General features: G+C 73.0%; 14 protein-coding genes. 4 read left to right on the top strand and 10 right to left on the bottom strand.

Annotation, left to right across the window (positions count from 1 at the left end; genetic code table 11):
• Positions 1-79: 79 nt before the first annotated feature.
• From ASC64_RS11745 to ASC64_RS11710, 8 genes are all read right to left on the bottom strand, one after another.
• Positions 80-529, bottom strand: a complete 450-nt coding sequence (locus ASC64_RS11745; RefSeq protein WP_056907699.1) for a hypothetical protein — start codon at positions 527-529, stop codon at positions 80-82.
• Positions 526-1350: an orotidine-5'-phosphate decarboxylase gene (gene pyrF / locus ASC64_RS11740; protein WP_056907698.1), complete on the bottom strand. Its 825-nt coding sequence runs from the start codon at positions 1348-1350 to the stop codon at positions 526-528. Before pyrF ends, ASC64_RS11745 begins: the two co-directional genes overlap by 4 nt.
• Complete coding sequence (locus tag ASC64_RS11735; protein ID WP_056907697.1) at positions 1347-2183, bottom strand: tRNA-dihydrouridine synthase; 837 nt, start codon at positions 2181-2183, stop codon at positions 1347-1349. The genes pyrF and ASC64_RS11735 overlap by 4 nt, the downstream gene beginning before the upstream one ends.
• Complete coding sequence (locus ASC64_RS11730; RefSeq protein ID WP_200937685.1) at positions 2180-3025, bottom strand: iron-sulfur cluster-binding protein; 846 nt, start codon at positions 3023-3025, stop codon at positions 2180-2182. Before ASC64_RS11730 ends, ASC64_RS11735 begins: the two co-directional genes overlap by 4 nt.
• Positions 3026-3087: 62 nt before the next feature.
• Positions 3088-4173, bottom strand: a complete 1086-nt coding sequence (locus ASC64_RS11725; protein ID WP_082550400.1) for a quinone-dependent dihydroorotate dehydrogenase — start codon at positions 4171-4173, stop codon at positions 3088-3090.
• Positions 4170-7529 (bottom strand): carbamoyl-phosphate synthase large subunit, encoded by a 3360-nt coding sequence (carB, locus tag ASC64_RS11720; protein ID WP_056907696.1) that lies wholly within the window; start codon positions 7527-7529, stop codon positions 4170-4172. The genes ASC64_RS11725 and carB overlap by 4 nt, the downstream gene beginning before the upstream one ends.
• Before the next feature lies 1 nt (position 7530).
• The gene (gene carA, locus ASC64_RS11715; protein ID WP_056907695.1) at positions 7531-8724 is read right to left on the bottom strand and encodes a glutamine-hydrolyzing carbamoyl-phosphate synthase small subunit; all 1194 of its coding nucleotides are present in this window, start codon (positions 8722-8724) and stop codon (positions 7531-7533) included.
• Between the two features lie 117 nt (positions 8725-8841).
• Positions 8842-10485: an ABC-F family ATP-binding cassette domain-containing protein gene (locus ASC64_RS11710; protein ID WP_082550399.1), complete on the bottom strand. Its 1644-nt coding sequence runs from the start codon at positions 10483-10485 to the stop codon at positions 8842-8844.
• Between the two features lie 189 nt (positions 10486-10674).
• On the opposite strand from ASC64_RS11710, the gene ASC64_RS11705 reads away from it, so the two are divergent.
• Both ASC64_RS11705 and ASC64_RS11700 read left to right on the top strand, forming a co-directional pair.
• Entirely contained in the window at positions 10675-11379 is a 705-nt protein-coding gene (locus ASC64_RS11705; RefSeq protein WP_056907694.1) for a DUF3060 domain-containing protein, read from the top strand.
• Positions 11380-11415: 36 nt separating this feature from the next.
• Positions 11416-12654 (top strand): acetyl-CoA hydrolase/transferase family protein, encoded by a 1239-nt coding sequence (locus ASC64_RS11700; protein WP_082550398.1) that lies wholly within the window; start codon positions 11416-11418, stop codon positions 12652-12654.
• Positions 12655-12660: 6 nt separating this feature from the next.
• Here the strand turns inward: ASC64_RS11700 and ASC64_RS11695 are convergent, their stop codons facing one another.
• Positions 12661-13113, bottom strand: a complete 453-nt coding sequence (locus tag ASC64_RS11695; protein ID WP_056907693.1) for a hypothetical protein — start codon at positions 13111-13113, stop codon at positions 12661-12663.
• Between the two features lie 19 nt (positions 13114-13132).
• On the bottom strand, positions 13133-13555 hold the full coding sequence (locus ASC64_RS11690; protein ID WP_056907692.1) for a VOC family protein: 423 nt from the start codon (positions 13553-13555) through the stop codon (positions 13133-13135).
• A 32-nt stretch (positions 13556-13587) separates the two neighbouring features.
• Between ASC64_RS11690 and ASC64_RS11685 the strand changes: the two genes are divergently transcribed.
• Together ASC64_RS11685 and ASC64_RS11680 are read left to right on the top strand one after the other, a co-directional pair.
• Positions 13588-14313, top strand: a complete 726-nt coding sequence (locus tag ASC64_RS11685; protein WP_056907691.1) for a VOC family protein — start codon at positions 13588-13590, stop codon at positions 14311-14313.
• Between the two features lie 49 nt (positions 14314-14362).
• The gene (locus ASC64_RS11680) at positions 14363-15007 is read left to right on the top strand and encodes a DUF3060 domain-containing protein (protein ID WP_056907690.1); all 645 of its coding nucleotides are present in this window, start codon (positions 14363-14365) and stop codon (positions 15005-15007) included.
• The last annotated feature ends 7 nt before the right edge of the window (positions 15008-15014 follow it).

Raw genomic sequence — 15014 nt, 5'->3', positions numbered from 1 at the left:
GTCACGTCGCGACGAGGCAGGCAATCGAGGCTGCGCCATCCGTCGCGGGAGGTGACCTACGCCATGGGATGCCCTCGACCTACCGCGACAACGGCGTGCCGCACACGTCGAGGGCGTGCTGCTCGACAGCGCCCATCGCGGTCACCGTCCGCTCCGACCCGACCTTGCGGGCGGCGGCCTCGATCGCGTCGCGATCCTCCTGGGAGACGTCGGCGGGCGGCTTCTCCGAGGAGTACGTCGACGGGTCGACGCCGGCGTGGTCGAGCGCGTCCTCGAGCTCGCGCAACGGCTCGATCACCGAGGCCCAGTCGTCGGCGATGTCACGCGGCGCCTTCGCCCGCAGCTCGTCGTAGGTGTCGAGGACGTCGAAGAGGGCACCGGTGTCGTCCGAGGCGGCGACGTCGGTCAGCGCGGCCTGGTGGTCCTCCACGGCCTCGCAGTAGTCGTCGGTGGGGTCGGACGAGCACCCGGCCAGCGCGACGCACAGCACCAGCGGCACGACGGCGGTCAGCAGGACGGGCAGCCTCACGCTCCCAAGCCTTGCACGGCCTCGTTGCCGCGCAGGGCCGCGTCGCGCAGGGCCGTGACGTCCGGACCGGCCTGCAGCACCTCGCGCGAGGAGCTGGGCAGCGCCCACCGGGCGGCCGTGCCGAAGATCCGCGCCAGGTCGGCCGTCGTACCTCCCTGGGCGCCGTAGCCGGGCACGAGGAACGGGCCGTTGATGTCGAGGTCCTCGTCGGTCTCGCCGATCGTGGCGCCGACGACGGCCCCGAAGGAGCCGAGCGGCGAGGCGTCGGCGTTGAGCGCGCGGAGGTGGTCGAGCACGGTGCCGGCCACGGTCGTCTCGCCGGTGCGGGCGTGCTGCACCTCGGGGCCCTCCTTGTTGGAGGTCAGGGCGAGCACGAAGAGGCCCCCGCCGTGCTGGTGGCACGCCTCGACCATCGGGTCGAGCGAGCCGAAGCCGAGGTAGGGGCTGGCGGTCACCGCGTCCGAGCCCAGCGGCGAGGACGGGTCGAGGTAGGCGTCGGCGTAGGCCTGGCTGGTGGACCCGATGTCACCGCGCTTGACGTCGAGCAGCACGAGCGCACCTGCCTCGCGGGACTCCGCGATCACCCGCTCGAGCACGGCGATCCCGCGGCTGCCGAACCGCTCGTAGAACGCGCTCTGCGGCTTGACCACGCTGACGACCGGAGCCACCGCCTCGACGACGGTGAGGGCGAAGCGCTCCAGGGAGGCGACGTCGTCGGACAGGCCCCAGTCGTGCAGCAGCGCCGCGTGCGGGTCGATGCCGACGCAGAACCGGCCGCGTGCGTCGATCGCCTGGGCGAGCCGGGTGCCGAAGGGGGTCATCTGTCCTCCTGTGGGTGTGCGGTGAGCGCGGCCCGGAGCCGGGCCACCGTCGTCGGGTCGTGGAGCAGGGCGGTGCCGACCTGGACGGCGGCGGCACCGGCGGAGAGGTACGCCCGGGCGCTGGCGACGTCGTGCACGCCGCCGCAGCCGACCACGGGCACGTCGGGGAGGGCTCGGGCGACCTCGGCGACGCAGCGCAGCGCGATCGGCGCGACGGCGGGCCCGCTCAGCCCACCGGAACGACCGTCGGGGAACGCGGCTGGCACGGCGTTGCCGACCACGACCGCGGTCGCGCCGGCCTCCTGGCAGGCCCGGGCCCCCTCGACGATGCGGGAGACGTCAGGGCGGAGCTTGGCCAGCACCGGGCGGTCGGCCGGGAACTCGCGTCGCACGGCCGCGATGACGCTGGCTGCGTGGTAGGGCTCGCGCACCTCGAACAGACCGGCCCCGACCTCGTCGGGCGCCCCGACGTTGACCTCGAGCGCGGTGACGCCGGGCGCGCGGCTCAGCCGCCGGGCCAGGTCGGCGTACTCCCCCATCGTGCTGCCGGCGACCGAGACCGTCACCCGGGCGCCCGCGCGGACCAGCCACGGGAGCTCGGTGGCGAGGAAGTGCTCGAGCCCCGGGTTGGGCAGCCCGACGGCGTTGACGAGCCCGCCGGGCACCTCGACCAGGCGCGGACCGGCGCCGCCGGGACGCGGGTCGAGCGTGATCGAGCGAGTGACGAAGTCGAGGCCCTCGAGCCCGTCCGGACCGGCGTACGGCGCCAGCTCGCGGCCGGTGCCACCGCACCCCGCGGCCACCATGACGGGGCCACCCAGTCCGGCGATCATCGAGCCGCCCCAGGGTCCCCGCGGAATCGTGCGGCGGAGGAGCGAAGCGGGGGAGGCGCAGGATTCCGTGGGGTGGTCAACGCATCCCAGCGCACGCGGTCGCCGCGGACGACAGGGCCCTCGGTGCAGGCGCGGACCACCCGGTCGACGCCGTCCTCGCCCACGACCGGGAGGGGGCAGCCGTGGCACAGGCCCGTGCCACAGGGGACGGCCGTCTCGACGGCGACCTGGCTCCAGGCGCCGCCACGCTCGGCGGCCGCCGCAGCCGCGCGCAGGACCCCGGTCGGGCCGGCGGCATAGACGACATCGGCGTCGGTGCGGCGGACCAGGTCGTCGACGTGCTCGGCCACGGTCCCGCGCTGGCCGACCGACCCGTCCGCGGTCAGCACGGTGACGGAGCGGACCGCGCGGCGGGCCTCGAGGGCGGACAGGAGGCGCGACTCGTCGGGTGCGGAGACCACGAGCGAGACGGCGCAGCCCCGTTCGCGCAGCCGCTCGGCCAGCGGGAAGAGGGGTGCGGCCGCGTAGCCCTCCCCCACCAGCAGGCAGGAGACCGCCTCCTTGGGCAGCGCGAAGGGGCGGCCCAGCGGGCCGGTGATCGCGACCCGCGCGCCCACCGGCTGGGCTGCCAGCCAGGCGGTGCCCGCGCCGCGGGGCTCGACGACGACGTCGAGGGTGGGCCCGTACGCGCTCGACGCGCGGACCCGGTGCACCCACAGGGCACGCCGGGCGACGTGGCCCTCGACGCTCACGGCGACGAAGTTGCCGGCCCGGAAGGCCTCGGGCACGCCGGGCGCGGTCAGGGTCAGGTGCCGGTAGCCACCGATCCTCTTGCTCGCCACCACCTCCCCCTCGACGTGCACGGGGAGGTGGGCGGCACCTGGCACAGGGCCACCGACCTGGGTCATGCCTCTGCGAGCCCCCGCACGATGCGACGCGGCCACAGCGGACCCTCGTAGACGAATGCGGTGTAGCCCTGCAGCAGGTCGGCACCGGCGGCGAGCCGGCGCCGTGCGTCGTCGACGGAGGTGATGCCGCCGACACCGATGAGCGTGAGGTCCGCGCCGACGCGTCCCCTCAGCAGTTGTACGACGTCCTCCGACCGCTGGGTCAGCGGCTTCCCGCTCAGCCCTCCCGCGCCGATCCGCTCCACCGTGGCGGCAGGGCTGGCCAGCCCGTCGCGGCTGATCGTGGTGTTGGTGGCGATGATGCCGTCGAGGCCGACCGACAGCGCCAGGTCGGCGACCGCGAGCACGTCCTCGTCGCTGAGGTCGGGCGCGATCTTGACCAGCAGCGGCACCTGGTCGTCGGGGCGCACCTCGTCGGCGCGACGGCGCACGGCGGCGAGGATCGGCTCGAGCTTCTCCACGGCCTGCAGGTCGCGCAGTCCCGGGGTGTTGGGCGAGGAGACGTTGACCACGAGGTAGTCGGCATAGGGGGCCAGCAGTCCAGCGGACTTCTCGTAGTCGCGGGCCGCCTCCTCCTCCGGGACGACCTTGGTCTTGCCGATGTTGACACCGAGGATCGGAACGGGCCGACCGAGGAACGAGGTCGGGCCATTGCGTCGAAGATCGTCGGATGTGGCGTGGCCTCGTCTCCACGTCTTCAATCGCCGCGCCACGACCTCGGAGCCGTCGTTGTTGAAGCCCATCCGGTTGACGATCGCGCGGTCGTCGGTGAGCCGGAACAGGCGCGGCTGCGGGTTGCCGGGCTGCGCCTCCCCGGTCACCGTCCCGACCTCGACGTGCCCGAAGCCCAGCGCGGCCAGCCCGTCGATCCCCACCGCGTTCTTGTCGAACCCGGCGGCCAGGCCCAGGGGGTGCGGGAACGTCAGCCCGAGCGCCTGGACGGGCATCGACGGCACCCGGACCGCACGGCCGGTCACCGGCGCGGCGGCCCGGATCGCCCGGAACGCGGCGTGGTGGATCCGCTCGGGGTCGACCCGGGTCAGCGCCTGCTCGAACAGGACGTCGTAGGGGCGCACGGTCACTCGGCCGATGCCTCGGCGGCCGTGGAGCCTCCGCGCAGGTGGACCGCCCAGTCCTGGAGCGAGCGCACCCCGATGTCGCCGCGCCGCATGGCCTCGAGCCCCTGCACGGCGGCGCCGAGGCCCTGGATGGTCGTGATGCACGGGATGTCGGTCGACACGGCCGCGGTGCGGATGTCGTAGCCGTCCGCGCGGGGCGAGCCGCCGCTGGTGGCTCCGTGCGGGGTGTTGATCACCAGGTCGACCTCGCGGGCCCAGATCCGGCCGACGATCGTCGGCTCGCCGTCAGGCCCCTCGCCCTCGGAGTGCTTGCGCACGACCGTGGCCTCCACGCCGTTGCGGCGCAGCACCTCGGCCGTGCCGGCGGTCGCAAGGATCTCGAAGCCCATGTCCGCGATCTGCTTGACCGGGAAGATCATGTGCCGCTTGTCGCGGTTGGCGACCGACACGAAGACCTTGCCCGACAGCGGGAGCGAGCCGTAGGCCGCGGCCTGCGCCTTGGCGAACGCGGTCCCGAAGAAGGCGTCGAAGCCCATCACCTCGCCGGTCGAGCGCATCTCGGGCCCCAGCAGCGCGTCGACGGTGCGGCCGTCGGCGGTCTTGAAGCGGTCGAAGGGCATGACCGCCTCCTTGACCGCGATCGGCGAGCCGTCGGGCAGGTGGCCGCCGTCGCCCTCCGCCGGCAGGACGCCCGCCGCACGGAGCTCCGCGACCGACTCCCCCAGCATCACCCGTGCTGCGGCCTTGGCCAGCGGCGTCGCGGTGGCCTTGGACACGAACGGGACGGTGCGCGAGGCGCGGGGGTTGGCCTCGAGGACGTAGAGCACGTCGGAGGCGAGCGCGAACTGGATGTTGAGCAGCCCGCGCACGTCGAGCCCGCGGGCGATCGCCTCGGTCGAGCGGCGGATCCGGTCGATCTCCTCGCGCCCGAGGGTGATCGGCGGCAACGCGCAGGACGAGTCGCCGGAGTGGATGCCGGCCTCCTCGATGTGCTCCATCACGCCGCCGAGGAAGAGCTCCTGGCCGTCGAAGATGGCGTCCACGTCGATCTCGACCGCGTCGTCGAGGAAGCGGTCGACGAGCACCGGCTGGCGCTCGTTGATCAGGCCGTTGGCGACGTAGCGCTCGAGGTAGTGCTCGAGGGCGGCGTCGTCGTAGACGATCTCCATGCCCCGTCCGCCCAGGACGTAGGACGGACGCACCAGGACCGGGTAGCCGATCTCGTGGGCGATCCGCTGCGCCTGCGGGTACGACGTCGCGGTGCCGTGCTTGGGCGCCGGGAGGCCCGCGTCGGCGAGGACGCGACCGAAGGCGCCGCGATCCTCGGCGAGGTGGATCGCCTCGGGCGTGGTGCCGACGATGGGGACGCCGGCGTCGGCGAGGCCCTGCGCCAGGCCGAGCGGCGTCTGTCCGCCGAGCTGGCACACCACACCGGCGACGGGGCCGGCCTGCTGCTCGGCGTGCACGATCTCGAGGACGTCCTCGAGGGTGAGCGGCTCGAAGTAGAGCCGGTCGGACGTGTCGTAGTCGGTGCTCACCGTCTCCGGGTTGCAGTTGACCATGATCGTCTCGTAGCCGGCCTCGGCCAGCGCGAGCGAGGCGTGCACGCAGGAGTAGTCGAACTCGATGCCCTGGCCGATGCGGTTGGGCCCGGAGCCCAGGATGATCACGGCCTCCTTGCCCTCCGCGCGCGGCTGCACCTCGGTCTCCTCGTCGTAGGACGAGTAGTGGTAGGGCGTGCGGGCAGCGAACTCGGCGGCGCAGGTGTCCACGGTCTTGAAGACCGGCCGGATGCCCAGGGCGTGGCGCACGCCGCGGATCACGTCGGCGCTCAGGCCGCGGATCCGGCCGATCTGCTCGTCGGAGAAGCCGTGACGCTTGGCGAGCCGGAGCAGGTCGGGCGTGAGCTCGGGGGCCTCGATGAGGTGCACGGCGACCTCGTTGATCAGCGCGAGCTGGTCGACGAACCACGGGTCGATCGCGGTGGCGTCGAAGACCTCCTGCGGCGTCGCGCCGGCGCGGATCGCGTCCATCACCTTCTTCAGGCGACCGTCGTGCGGGACCTTGATCTCCTCGAGGAGGGCGGCCTTGGACTCTGCGGAGGCGAGCTCGTCGTCGAAGTGCTTGTGCCAGTCGAAGGGCGCGTGCTTGCTCTCCAACGAGCGGAGCGCCTTCTGCAGCGCCTCGGTGAAGTTGCGCCCGATCGCCATCGCCTCACCGACCGACTTCATGTGGGTCGTCAGCGTGGGGTCGGCCTCGGGGAACTTCTCGAAGGCGAAGCGCGGCACCTTGACCACGACGTAGTCGAGCGCCGGCTCGAAGGAGGCCGGGGTCTCCTGGGTGATGTCGTTGCGGATCTCGTCGAGGGTGTAGCCGATGGCGACCTTGGCGGCGATCTTGGCGATCGGGAAGCCGGTGGCCTTGGAGGCCAGGGCAGAGGACCGCGAGACGCGCGGGTTCATCTCGATGACGATCAGGCGACCGTCGGCCGGGTTCACGGCGTACTGGATGTTGCAGCCACCGGTGTCGACGCCGACCGCCCGGATGATGCCGATCGCGAGGTCGCGCATCTTCTGGTACTCGCGGTCGGTGAGCGTCATCGCGGGGGCGACGGTGATCGAGTCGCCCGTGTGCACCCCCATGGGGTCGAGGTTCTCGATCGAGCACACGATGACCGTGTTGTCGGCGCTGTCACGCATGACCTCGAGCTCGTACTCCTTCCAGCCCAGGATCGACTCCTCGAGGAGCACCTCCGTGGTCGGGCTGGCGGCCAGCCCGGCCCCGCCGATGCGGCGCAGGTCAGCCTCGTCGTAGGCCATGCCGGAGCCGGTGCCGCCCATCGTGAACGACGGGCGGACGACCATCGGGTAGCCGAGCTCCTCGGCGCCGGCGAGCAGGTCCTCGACCGAGTGGCAGATGACGCTCCTGGCCGACTCGCCGCCGAGCTGCTCGACGATCTTCTTGAACTGCTGGCGGTTCTCGCCGCGCTCGATCGCCTCGATCGAGGCGCCGATCAGCTCGACGCCGTGCTTCTCGAGGATCCCGGCCTTGTCGAGCGCCATCGCGCAGTTGAGCGCGGTCTGGCCGCCCAGCGTGGCGAGCAGCGCGTCGGGGCGCTCCTTGGCGATGACCTTCTCGACGAACTCGGGCGTGATCGGCTCGACGTAGGTGGCGTCGGCGAACTCCGGGTCGGTCATGATCGTGGCCGGGTTCGAGTTGACCAGGATGACCCGCAGGCCCTCCTGGCGCAGCACCCGGCAGGCCTGGGTGCCGGAGTAGTCGAACTCGCAGGCCTGGCCGATGATGATCGGCCCCGAGCCGATGACCAGGACGCTGGTGATGTCGGTGCGCTTGGGCATGTCAGGCCTCCGCCTTCTCGGTGGTCGAGGTGCGAGCGGAGCGAGCCTCGAAACCACTCATCAGGTCGACGAACCGGTCGAAGAGGTACGCCGCGTCGTGCGGGCCGGCGGCAGCCTCGGGGTGGTACTGCACGGAGAACGACAGCAGCCGCCCGCCTCGCTCTTCTGGGTCGCGCAGCTCGAGGCCCTCGACCACGTCGTCGTTGAGGCAGACGTGGCTGACAGCCACCTCGCCGAACTCGGTCGTCGTGGTGCCCTCGAGCGGGGCGTCGACGGCGAAGCCGTGGTTGTGCGCGGTGACCTCGACCTTGCCGGTCGTGCGGTCCATCACCGGCTGGTTGATGCCGCGGTGGCCGTACTTGAGCTTGTAGGTGCCGAAACCGAGCGCGCGGCCGAAGAGCTGGTTGCCGAAGCAGATCCCGAAGTAGGGGATGCCGGCGCGCAGTGCGCCCTGCAGCAGCTCGACCTGGCCGGTGGTCGCGGCGGGGTCGCCGGGGCCGTTGGAGAAGAACAGGCCGTCGGGTGCGACCGCCTGCACCTCCTCGAGGGTCGCGGTCGCGGGCAGCACGTGCACCTCGATGCCGCGCTCGCTCATCATCCGCGGGGTGTTGGCCTTGATGCCGAGGTCGACCGCGGCGACCGTGAACCGCTTCTCGCCGACGGCGGGCACGACGTAGGCCTCGGGCGTGCTGACCGCCTCGCTGAGGTTGGAGCCGGCCATCTCGGCCGAGCCCCGGACGCGCTCGAGCAGACGCTGCGGATCGGTCTCGGTGGTGGAGATCCCGACGCGCATGGCGCCGCGCTCGCGCAGGTGGCGGGTGAGTGCGCGGGTGTCGACGCCGCTGATCCCGACGACGCCCTGGTCGCGCAGGTCGTCACCGAGGCTGCGCGTGCTGCGCCAGTTGCTGGGGACCCGGGCGGGGTCGCGCACGACGTAGCCGGCGACCCAGATGCGCGAGGACTCGGCGTCCTCGTCGTTCATCCCGGTGTTGCCGACGTGCGGGGCCGTCATCACGACGACCTGGCGGTGATAGCTGGGATCGGTCAGCGTCTCCTGGTAGCCGGACATGCCGGTGGAGAAGACCGCTTCGCCGAAGGTCTCGCCCTCGGCTCCGAAGGAATCACCGCGGAAGGAGCGCCCGTCCTCAAGGACGAGGAGCGCTGGGATGGGCAGATTCCGGGCAGGCGATGCCACGCCGTACCTCCTTCTCCGCCTCACGGGACGGATCGTTAAAGGATGTTCGAGCCGACGCCGACACTACCAGCGCGGGACCCGCGGTCCGGCATCGCGTCCACGACACGGAGCGCCCGCTCACCACGACGCCAGCGCCACCTCCGGCCCGTCCCAGCGGCGGCGCAGCCACCGGTCGTGGGAGGCCAGCACGATCCCGCCCGGTGAGGTGGAGAGCGCCTCCTCGAGCTCGCCGGCGAGCGCAAGGGACACGTGGTTGGTCGGCTCGTCGAGCAGCAGGAGGTCGGGGGCCGCGGCGATGGCGACGGCGAGCCCGAGCCGCCGCCGCTGGCCCACCGAGAGGTTGCCCACGGCCGTGCGGTGGTCGCGCGGGTGGAGCAGCCCGAGCTCGCGCAGGGCGGGTGCGTCCGCGACCGCGCCGACCGCGGCGTCGTACGTCGCCAGCGCGGAGCGCGCCGGATCGCTGGGCTGCGGGTCCTGGGTCAGCTCGCGGACCGTCCGGGCGGTCACCAGGGCCGTGCCGCTCGACGGGGTCAGCCGTCCCGACAGCACGCCCAGCAGCGTGGACTTCCCCGAGCCGTTGGGGCCGGTGAGCAGCAGGTGCTCCCCCGCCGCCAGGTCCAGCCGCGCCGCCCGGAGGCGGCCGGCCACCTCGAGGTCGCGGACCTGGACGAGGCGGCCGGTGGCGCGCGCCGTGAGGTCGCCGCGGAAGCGCAGCGGCGCAGGCGGCTTGCCCACCTGGTCCCGCTCGGCGACCTCGAGCCGGCGCTGCGCGTCCTTCTTCCGACGGGCCAGCGTCTGGTCGACGCGGCCGCCCTTGAAGGAGTAGATGAACTTGTCGCCGTCGGTGGGCCCGCGGTTGTGCGCGATGGCGCTGGTGCCGATCCGCGTCGCGTCGCGCAGGCGGGCGATCTCCTCCTGCTGCTCGGCGTAGGCCTGCTCCCAGCGCCTCCGCGCGTCGGCCCGCGCCGCCTCGTACGCCGTCCACCCGCCGCCGAACCGCCGGCCCCCACGGCCGTCGGTGCCGAGGGCACCGGCGTCGAGGTCCACGAGGTCCGTGCAGACGTCGTCGAGCAGCACGCGGTCGTGGCTGGCCAGCACCACCACTCCCGGCAGGTCGGTGAGGAACCCGGTGAGCACCTCGATCGCGTCGTCGTCGAGGTGATTGGTGGGCTCATCGAGCAGCAGGCACGTCGGACGTGTGGTCATGATCGTCGCGAGCGCGAGGCGCGTGCGCTGCCCGCCCGACAGGGTGCCCACGGCACGGTCCGGGTCGAGGTCGTCCAGGCCGAGCCGTGCCGCGGCGACGGCGGCCCGCCGATCGGCGTCCCACGCGTCGTGCGCCAGCGCCAGCTCGAGGGCTCGACCGTAGGCCGCGTCGCCGTCGGGCGTGCCGACCGCCGCGGCCAGCCGCTCGACGTCGGCCACGGCCTCGCGCAGCGGGGCGAGGGTCATGGCGAGCACGTCCGCCACCGTGGCCCAGTCACGGAACGGCGGCTCCTGGCCCAGGAGCACGAGGTCGTCGGGCACGGTGATGCTGCCCGACACCTGCGCCCGGCTCGGGAGCCGGCCGGCGACCGCTCGCAGCAACGTCGACTTGCCGGTGCCGTTCTCGCCGACGAGCCCGATCCGCCGTCCCGGCTGGGCGAGCAGGTCGACGTCGGTCAGCACGCTCCGGCCGGGAAAGCCGACGGAGAGCCCGAACACGACGACGGGCGCGAGCGCGGCGCCGGAGGAACGGGAGAATGGGGAGGGTGCAGGCATGCGCACGTCCTTCGAGGTCAGGAGAGGACTCGCCGGGCATCGGGGCGCACGAGGGCGCGGCCGCGGACGCGAGTCGGGTCAGTCCTGGATCCACATGATGGGTACAGCCTAGGAGGCGAGCCGCACCGTTCCCACCGATTTTGCCCGGGGTTCGTTTCGGCCCCGCCGCGCGTGGGGAGCATCGCGAGCATGAAGCCCACGACGTCCGTCCTCTTCCGCGCTGCCGCCGCGGCGACCACCGCCCTCGCCTCCGCCGCCCTGGTCGCGGTCTCTGCCCCCGCCCACGCGGGCACGGTCGTGCAGGACTGTGCCGGTGGCCCCGTGACGATCGGCGCCACCCTCGACGACGTGACGCTCACCGGCGTGTGCACCGACGTCAGGATCGACGCCTCGAACATCTCGGTCGCACTCCCCGCGACGTCGTCGCTCACCGTCACCGGCGCCAACCTCGAGATCGCCGCGTCCGGCCCGGTGGGCACGGTGACCTTCGCCGGCGGAAACAACGTGCTCGTCGCACCGTCCGCCGGGGACGTCAGCGTCAGCGGTGGCAACAACGAGGCGACCTTCTCCGGCGCCATCGGCCGCACGTCGCTCGTCGACGGCAACAACTCCGTCCGGGCCGGGGAGATCGCGGCGCTGCGGGTGGAGGACGGCAACCAGGTCGTGAAGGCGACCACGCTCGGCGCGGTCACCGTCAGGGGCAGCAACGCGACGCTCATCGCCACCACGGCACCGAAGGTCACGGTCCGGGGGGCCAACAACCTCGTCAAGGTGAGGAAGCTGCCGGTCCTCACGATCATCGGGAGCAACAACACCGCCGTGGTGAGGATGGGGACCACGAAGGTCACGGTCAGGGGCGCCAACAACGTGGTGCGGGTGAAGAAGCGCGCCTGACCCCACAGCGGGCGGGCGAACTGGCACGCTGTCGCCATGCGCGTGGTCGACATCGCCCGGGCCGTCGAGGCCGTACGAGCCCACTGCGGGTCCGTGGCCGGTGTGCCGCGGGTCGCGACCAGTGGCAACTTCGCCTCGCCGGTCACGCTGCTCGAGCCGCTCCTCGCCGAGCTCGAGGCGGTCCGTCTGCACGCGCTCAACGCCCAGTCCTCCCTCCCGCTGCACGACGGCGTGGTCCCGGAGACGACGTTCGTGGGTCCCGGCTTCCGCAGGCACCCGCGGCTCTCCTACGTGCCGTGCCGGCTGTCGATGGTGCCGCGGCTCTTCCAGGGCCCGCTCGCGCCGGACGTCGTCGTGGTGCACACGACGACGCCGCGCGACGGCTTCGTCTCGCTGGGACTCGAGGTCAACGTGCTGCCCGCCGCCATCGACGCGGCCCGCGAGCGTGGTGCCCTGGTGGTGGCCCAGCTCAACCCGCGGATGCCGTGGACCTTCGGTGACGCCGTCGTGCCGGTCGACGCGATCGACCTGGGGGTCGAGGTGGACGTCGCGATGACCACCCACACCGCCCGTCCTCCCAGTGACGACGCACGCCTCATCGGCTCGCGGGTCGCCGCCGAGATCGGCGACGGTGCGACCCTGCAGGCCGGCATCGGGGAGGTCCCCGACGCGACCATCTCCGGCGTCCTCGAACGACGCGGTCTGCGGATCTGGACCGAGATGTTCAGCGACGGCGTGCTGACCCTCGACCGGGCGGGCGCGCTGGACCTCGACACGCCGCTGCGCACGTCGTTCGTGTTCGGCAGCGCGGAGCTCTACGAGTGGGTCCACGACAACCCGCGGGTGCAGATGCTGCGCACCGAGACGACCAACTCCCCCGCCGAGATCGCCCGGCAGCCGGCGATGACCTCGATCAACACCGCCCTGCAGGTCGACCTCTTCGACCAGGCCAACGCCTCGCGCATCGGGGCCCGGATCTACAGCGGCTTCGGCGGCCAGACCGACTTCACCGTCGGGGCGAGCCACTCACCGGGCGGGCGGGCGTTCATGGCGCTGCGCAGCTGGCACCCGCGCGCCGACGTGTCCACGATCGTGCCGATGGTCGACGAGCCGGTCACGTCCTTCCAGCACGGCGCCGTGGTGACCGAGCAGGGCGTGGCCTGGATGTGGGGACGCGACGAGCGCGAGCAGGCGCGCAACCTCATCGAGCACGCCGCCCACCCGAGCGTGCGCGACGACCTCCGGGAGGAGGCACGCGCCCTCGGCCTGGCCTGAGGCCGGTCAGGACCAGGACGCGCGCATGACGTCGTACGTCACTGAGCGGGTGTCGTCGCGCTCGGGCACGACGTTGCGCATCGTCAGGTCGACCGACGCGCCGGACACCCGCACCTCGACCTCCCAGCGCCAGCCCGGGGCGTACTCGTAGCCGACGCTCGCCGAGGACGCGCCGCCAGCGCCGGAGAGGAGCGCGGGATCCTTCTGGTGCCAGCTGTCGACCCATCCCGCGGTCACCGCGCCGTCGTCGCCCGGCACACCGAGCAGCAGGGTGCCCGCCTGCTCGCCGTCCTCGGGGTGGGTCCACGTGTAGTCGAGCCGCACCGTCCGGCCGAGCGCCGCGGGGGCGACCTCGAGCGTGGAGCCGCCGCCGGTGAAGTCGTCGGTCGGCATCAACCGGAACTCGGCGGTGCCGGACCAGCGGCCGGCGGGGGCGTCGTAGGGCGCGGGGGTGGTCACCGCACCATCATGGCGCGGGTCAGGCGACGAACACGCAGAAGATGTGGCCCGCGGGGCTGGCGTAGGCGCGCAGCGGCTCGTCGGGGTCGTCGGTGCGGTCGAGGCGCAGCTCCCCGCCGAGCTCCAGCACGCGCTGGTGGGCCGCGTCGAGCGCGCTGGTCGAGGGCACCGTCGTGTCGAGGTGCGAGACCGACGGGTGGCCCGGCTCGGGCCACCGGTTCGGAGCGAGCGCATCGACCTCCTGGATGGCCAGGCAGCGGCGGCCGTCGGGGTGGGTGAGGACCAGCCAGTCGGAGTCGTCGGCACCGTCCTGCGGCGCCTCGTCGCCGGGGCGGTAGGCCAGGCCGAGCAGGTCGCGCCAGAACTCCGCCTCGGTCCGCACGTCGACGGCGTCGAGCACGGTGTGCTGGAGCTGCGGGACGACCGGCGGGAAGTCACTCATGCCCCGACCCTACGAGGTGTCAGGATCGACCCATGTCCGTCGGCCCCGCCTGGATCCAGGTCTTCCTCGACACCCCTGCGTCGGCGTTCGAGGAGGCTGTCGCCTTCTGGTCCGCAGTCACTGGGTGGCAGCCCTCCGAGCGCCGCGGCGAGGACGGCCAGTTCCTCACGCTGCTGCCGGCGGCAGGGTCGGCGTACCTCAAGATGCAGGCAGTCGACGGGCCGGCCGGCCTCCACCTCGACCTCGACTCGACGGACCGGCCCGCAGCCGTGTCACGCTCCTACGACCTCGGCGGCACGCACGCCTGGACCTACGAAGGCGTCGAGGTGATGCGCTCCCCCGGCGGCTTCGTCTTCTGCCACACCCTCGTCGACGGCGAGCCGGTGCTCGACCGCCCCGGCGCGACGATGCTCGACCAGGTCTGCCTCGACGTCCCCGCAGCCCACTGGGACGCGGAGGTCGCCTTCTGGGCCGCGCTCACCGGGCGCGAGCCGGAGGTCGGGTCCCTCCCGCAGTTCGTTCGCCTGGTCCGGGAGGGCCAACCGCGGATCCTCGTGCAGCGCCTCGACGAGCCCGACGGGCCGGTGCGGGCGCACCCCGACCTCGCCTCCGCGGACCGCGAGTCCGACACCGCGGACCACGTGCGGCTCGGCGCGCGCGTGCAGTCCGTGAACGCCTTCTGGACCGTCCTCACCGCGCCCGGTGGCCAGGTCTACTGCCTCACCGACCGCGACCCCCGGACGGGCGTGGTCGGGTGATGTGACGCGGCCCACGGCGAGCACGGCCGTCGGTGCGTACTGTCGGTATGTGATCTCCAGCCGCCGCGCCCTGACCTGCTCGCTCGTCTCACTCACCGTCGGCGCGGGCGTCGCCGCCGTGCCGGCCCAGGCCGCCGGGATCACCGTCCCGGTGCAGTGCGAGCTCTCCAGCGAGACGCTGCTGCCGTGGGACGGCGTCTCCTACGACCTGCAGGGCACCTGCGGCACCGTGCGGGTGACCGCCGACGACGCGACGGTCACCATGCCCGCCGCCACGCAGCTGGTGGTGGAGGGCACCGGCAACACCGTCACCGCGAAGCCGCTGGGTGCGGTGTCCGTCGTCGGGGCCGGCACCAGCATCACGACACCGGCGATCCAGGACCTCTCGGTCTCCGGCGCCGGCACGACGGTGGCGGTCGCCGGCCTCGTCGAGCGTGCCGTCCTCGCCAGCACGACGTCCTCGCTCACGGCCGACACCGTCAACGTGCTGCGCCTGCGCGGCTCGGACAGCGTGACCGCGCGCAAGGCGTACCGCACCCGGGTGACGGGGTCCGACAACCAGCTCGGACTGACCCGCGCCGACCGGGTCGTCGTCACCGGTGACCGCAACAGCGTCACCGTCGCCCGCGGGCGTACGACGGTGCGCGACCGCGGGCAGGACAACGTGCTGGACCTCCGCCCGCGCAGGCGCTGACCGGCTG

Origin of the sequence: Nocardioides sp. Root122 (assembly GCF_001425025.1) — a bacterium.
Lineage (GTDB): Bacteria > Actinomycetota > Actinomycetes > Propionibacteriales > Nocardioidaceae > Nocardioides.
The sequence above is the reverse complement of the archived record's forward strand: the minus strand, read 5'-3'. Positions and strand labels throughout refer to the sequence as shown.

Bases quoted from the DNA above. Each gene is read 5' to 3' on its own strand.
- pyrF (WP_056907698.1), bottom strand. From the start codon at position 1,350: ATGACCCCCTTCGGCACCCGGCTCGCCCAGGCGATCGACGCACGCGGC.
- ASC64_RS11705 (WP_056907694.1), top strand. From the start codon at position 10,675: ATGAAGCCCACGACGTCCGTCCTCTTCCGCGCTGCCGCCGCGGCGACC.
- carB (WP_056907696.1), bottom strand. From the start codon at position 7,529: ATGCCCAAGCGCACCGACATCACCAGCGTCCTGGTCATCGGCTCGGGG.
- ASC64_RS11710 (WP_082550399.1), bottom strand. From the start codon at position 10,485: ATGCCTGCACCCTCCCCATTCTCCCGTTCCTCCGGCGCCGCGCTCGCG.
- ASC64_RS11690 (WP_056907692.1), bottom strand. From the start codon at position 13,555: ATGAGTGACTTCCCGCCGGTCGTCCCGCAGCTCCAGCACACCGTGCTC.
- ASC64_RS11685 (WP_056907691.1), top strand. From the start codon at position 13,588: ATGTCCGTCGGCCCCGCCTGGATCCAGGTCTTCCTCGACACCCCTGCG.
- ASC64_RS11735 (WP_056907697.1), bottom strand. From the start codon at position 2,183: ATGATCGCCGGACTGGGTGGCCCCGTCATGGTGGCCGCGGGGTGCGGT.
- ASC64_RS11700 (WP_082550398.1), top strand. From the start codon at position 11,416: ATGCGCGTGGTCGACATCGCCCGGGCCGTCGAGGCCGTACGAGCCCAC.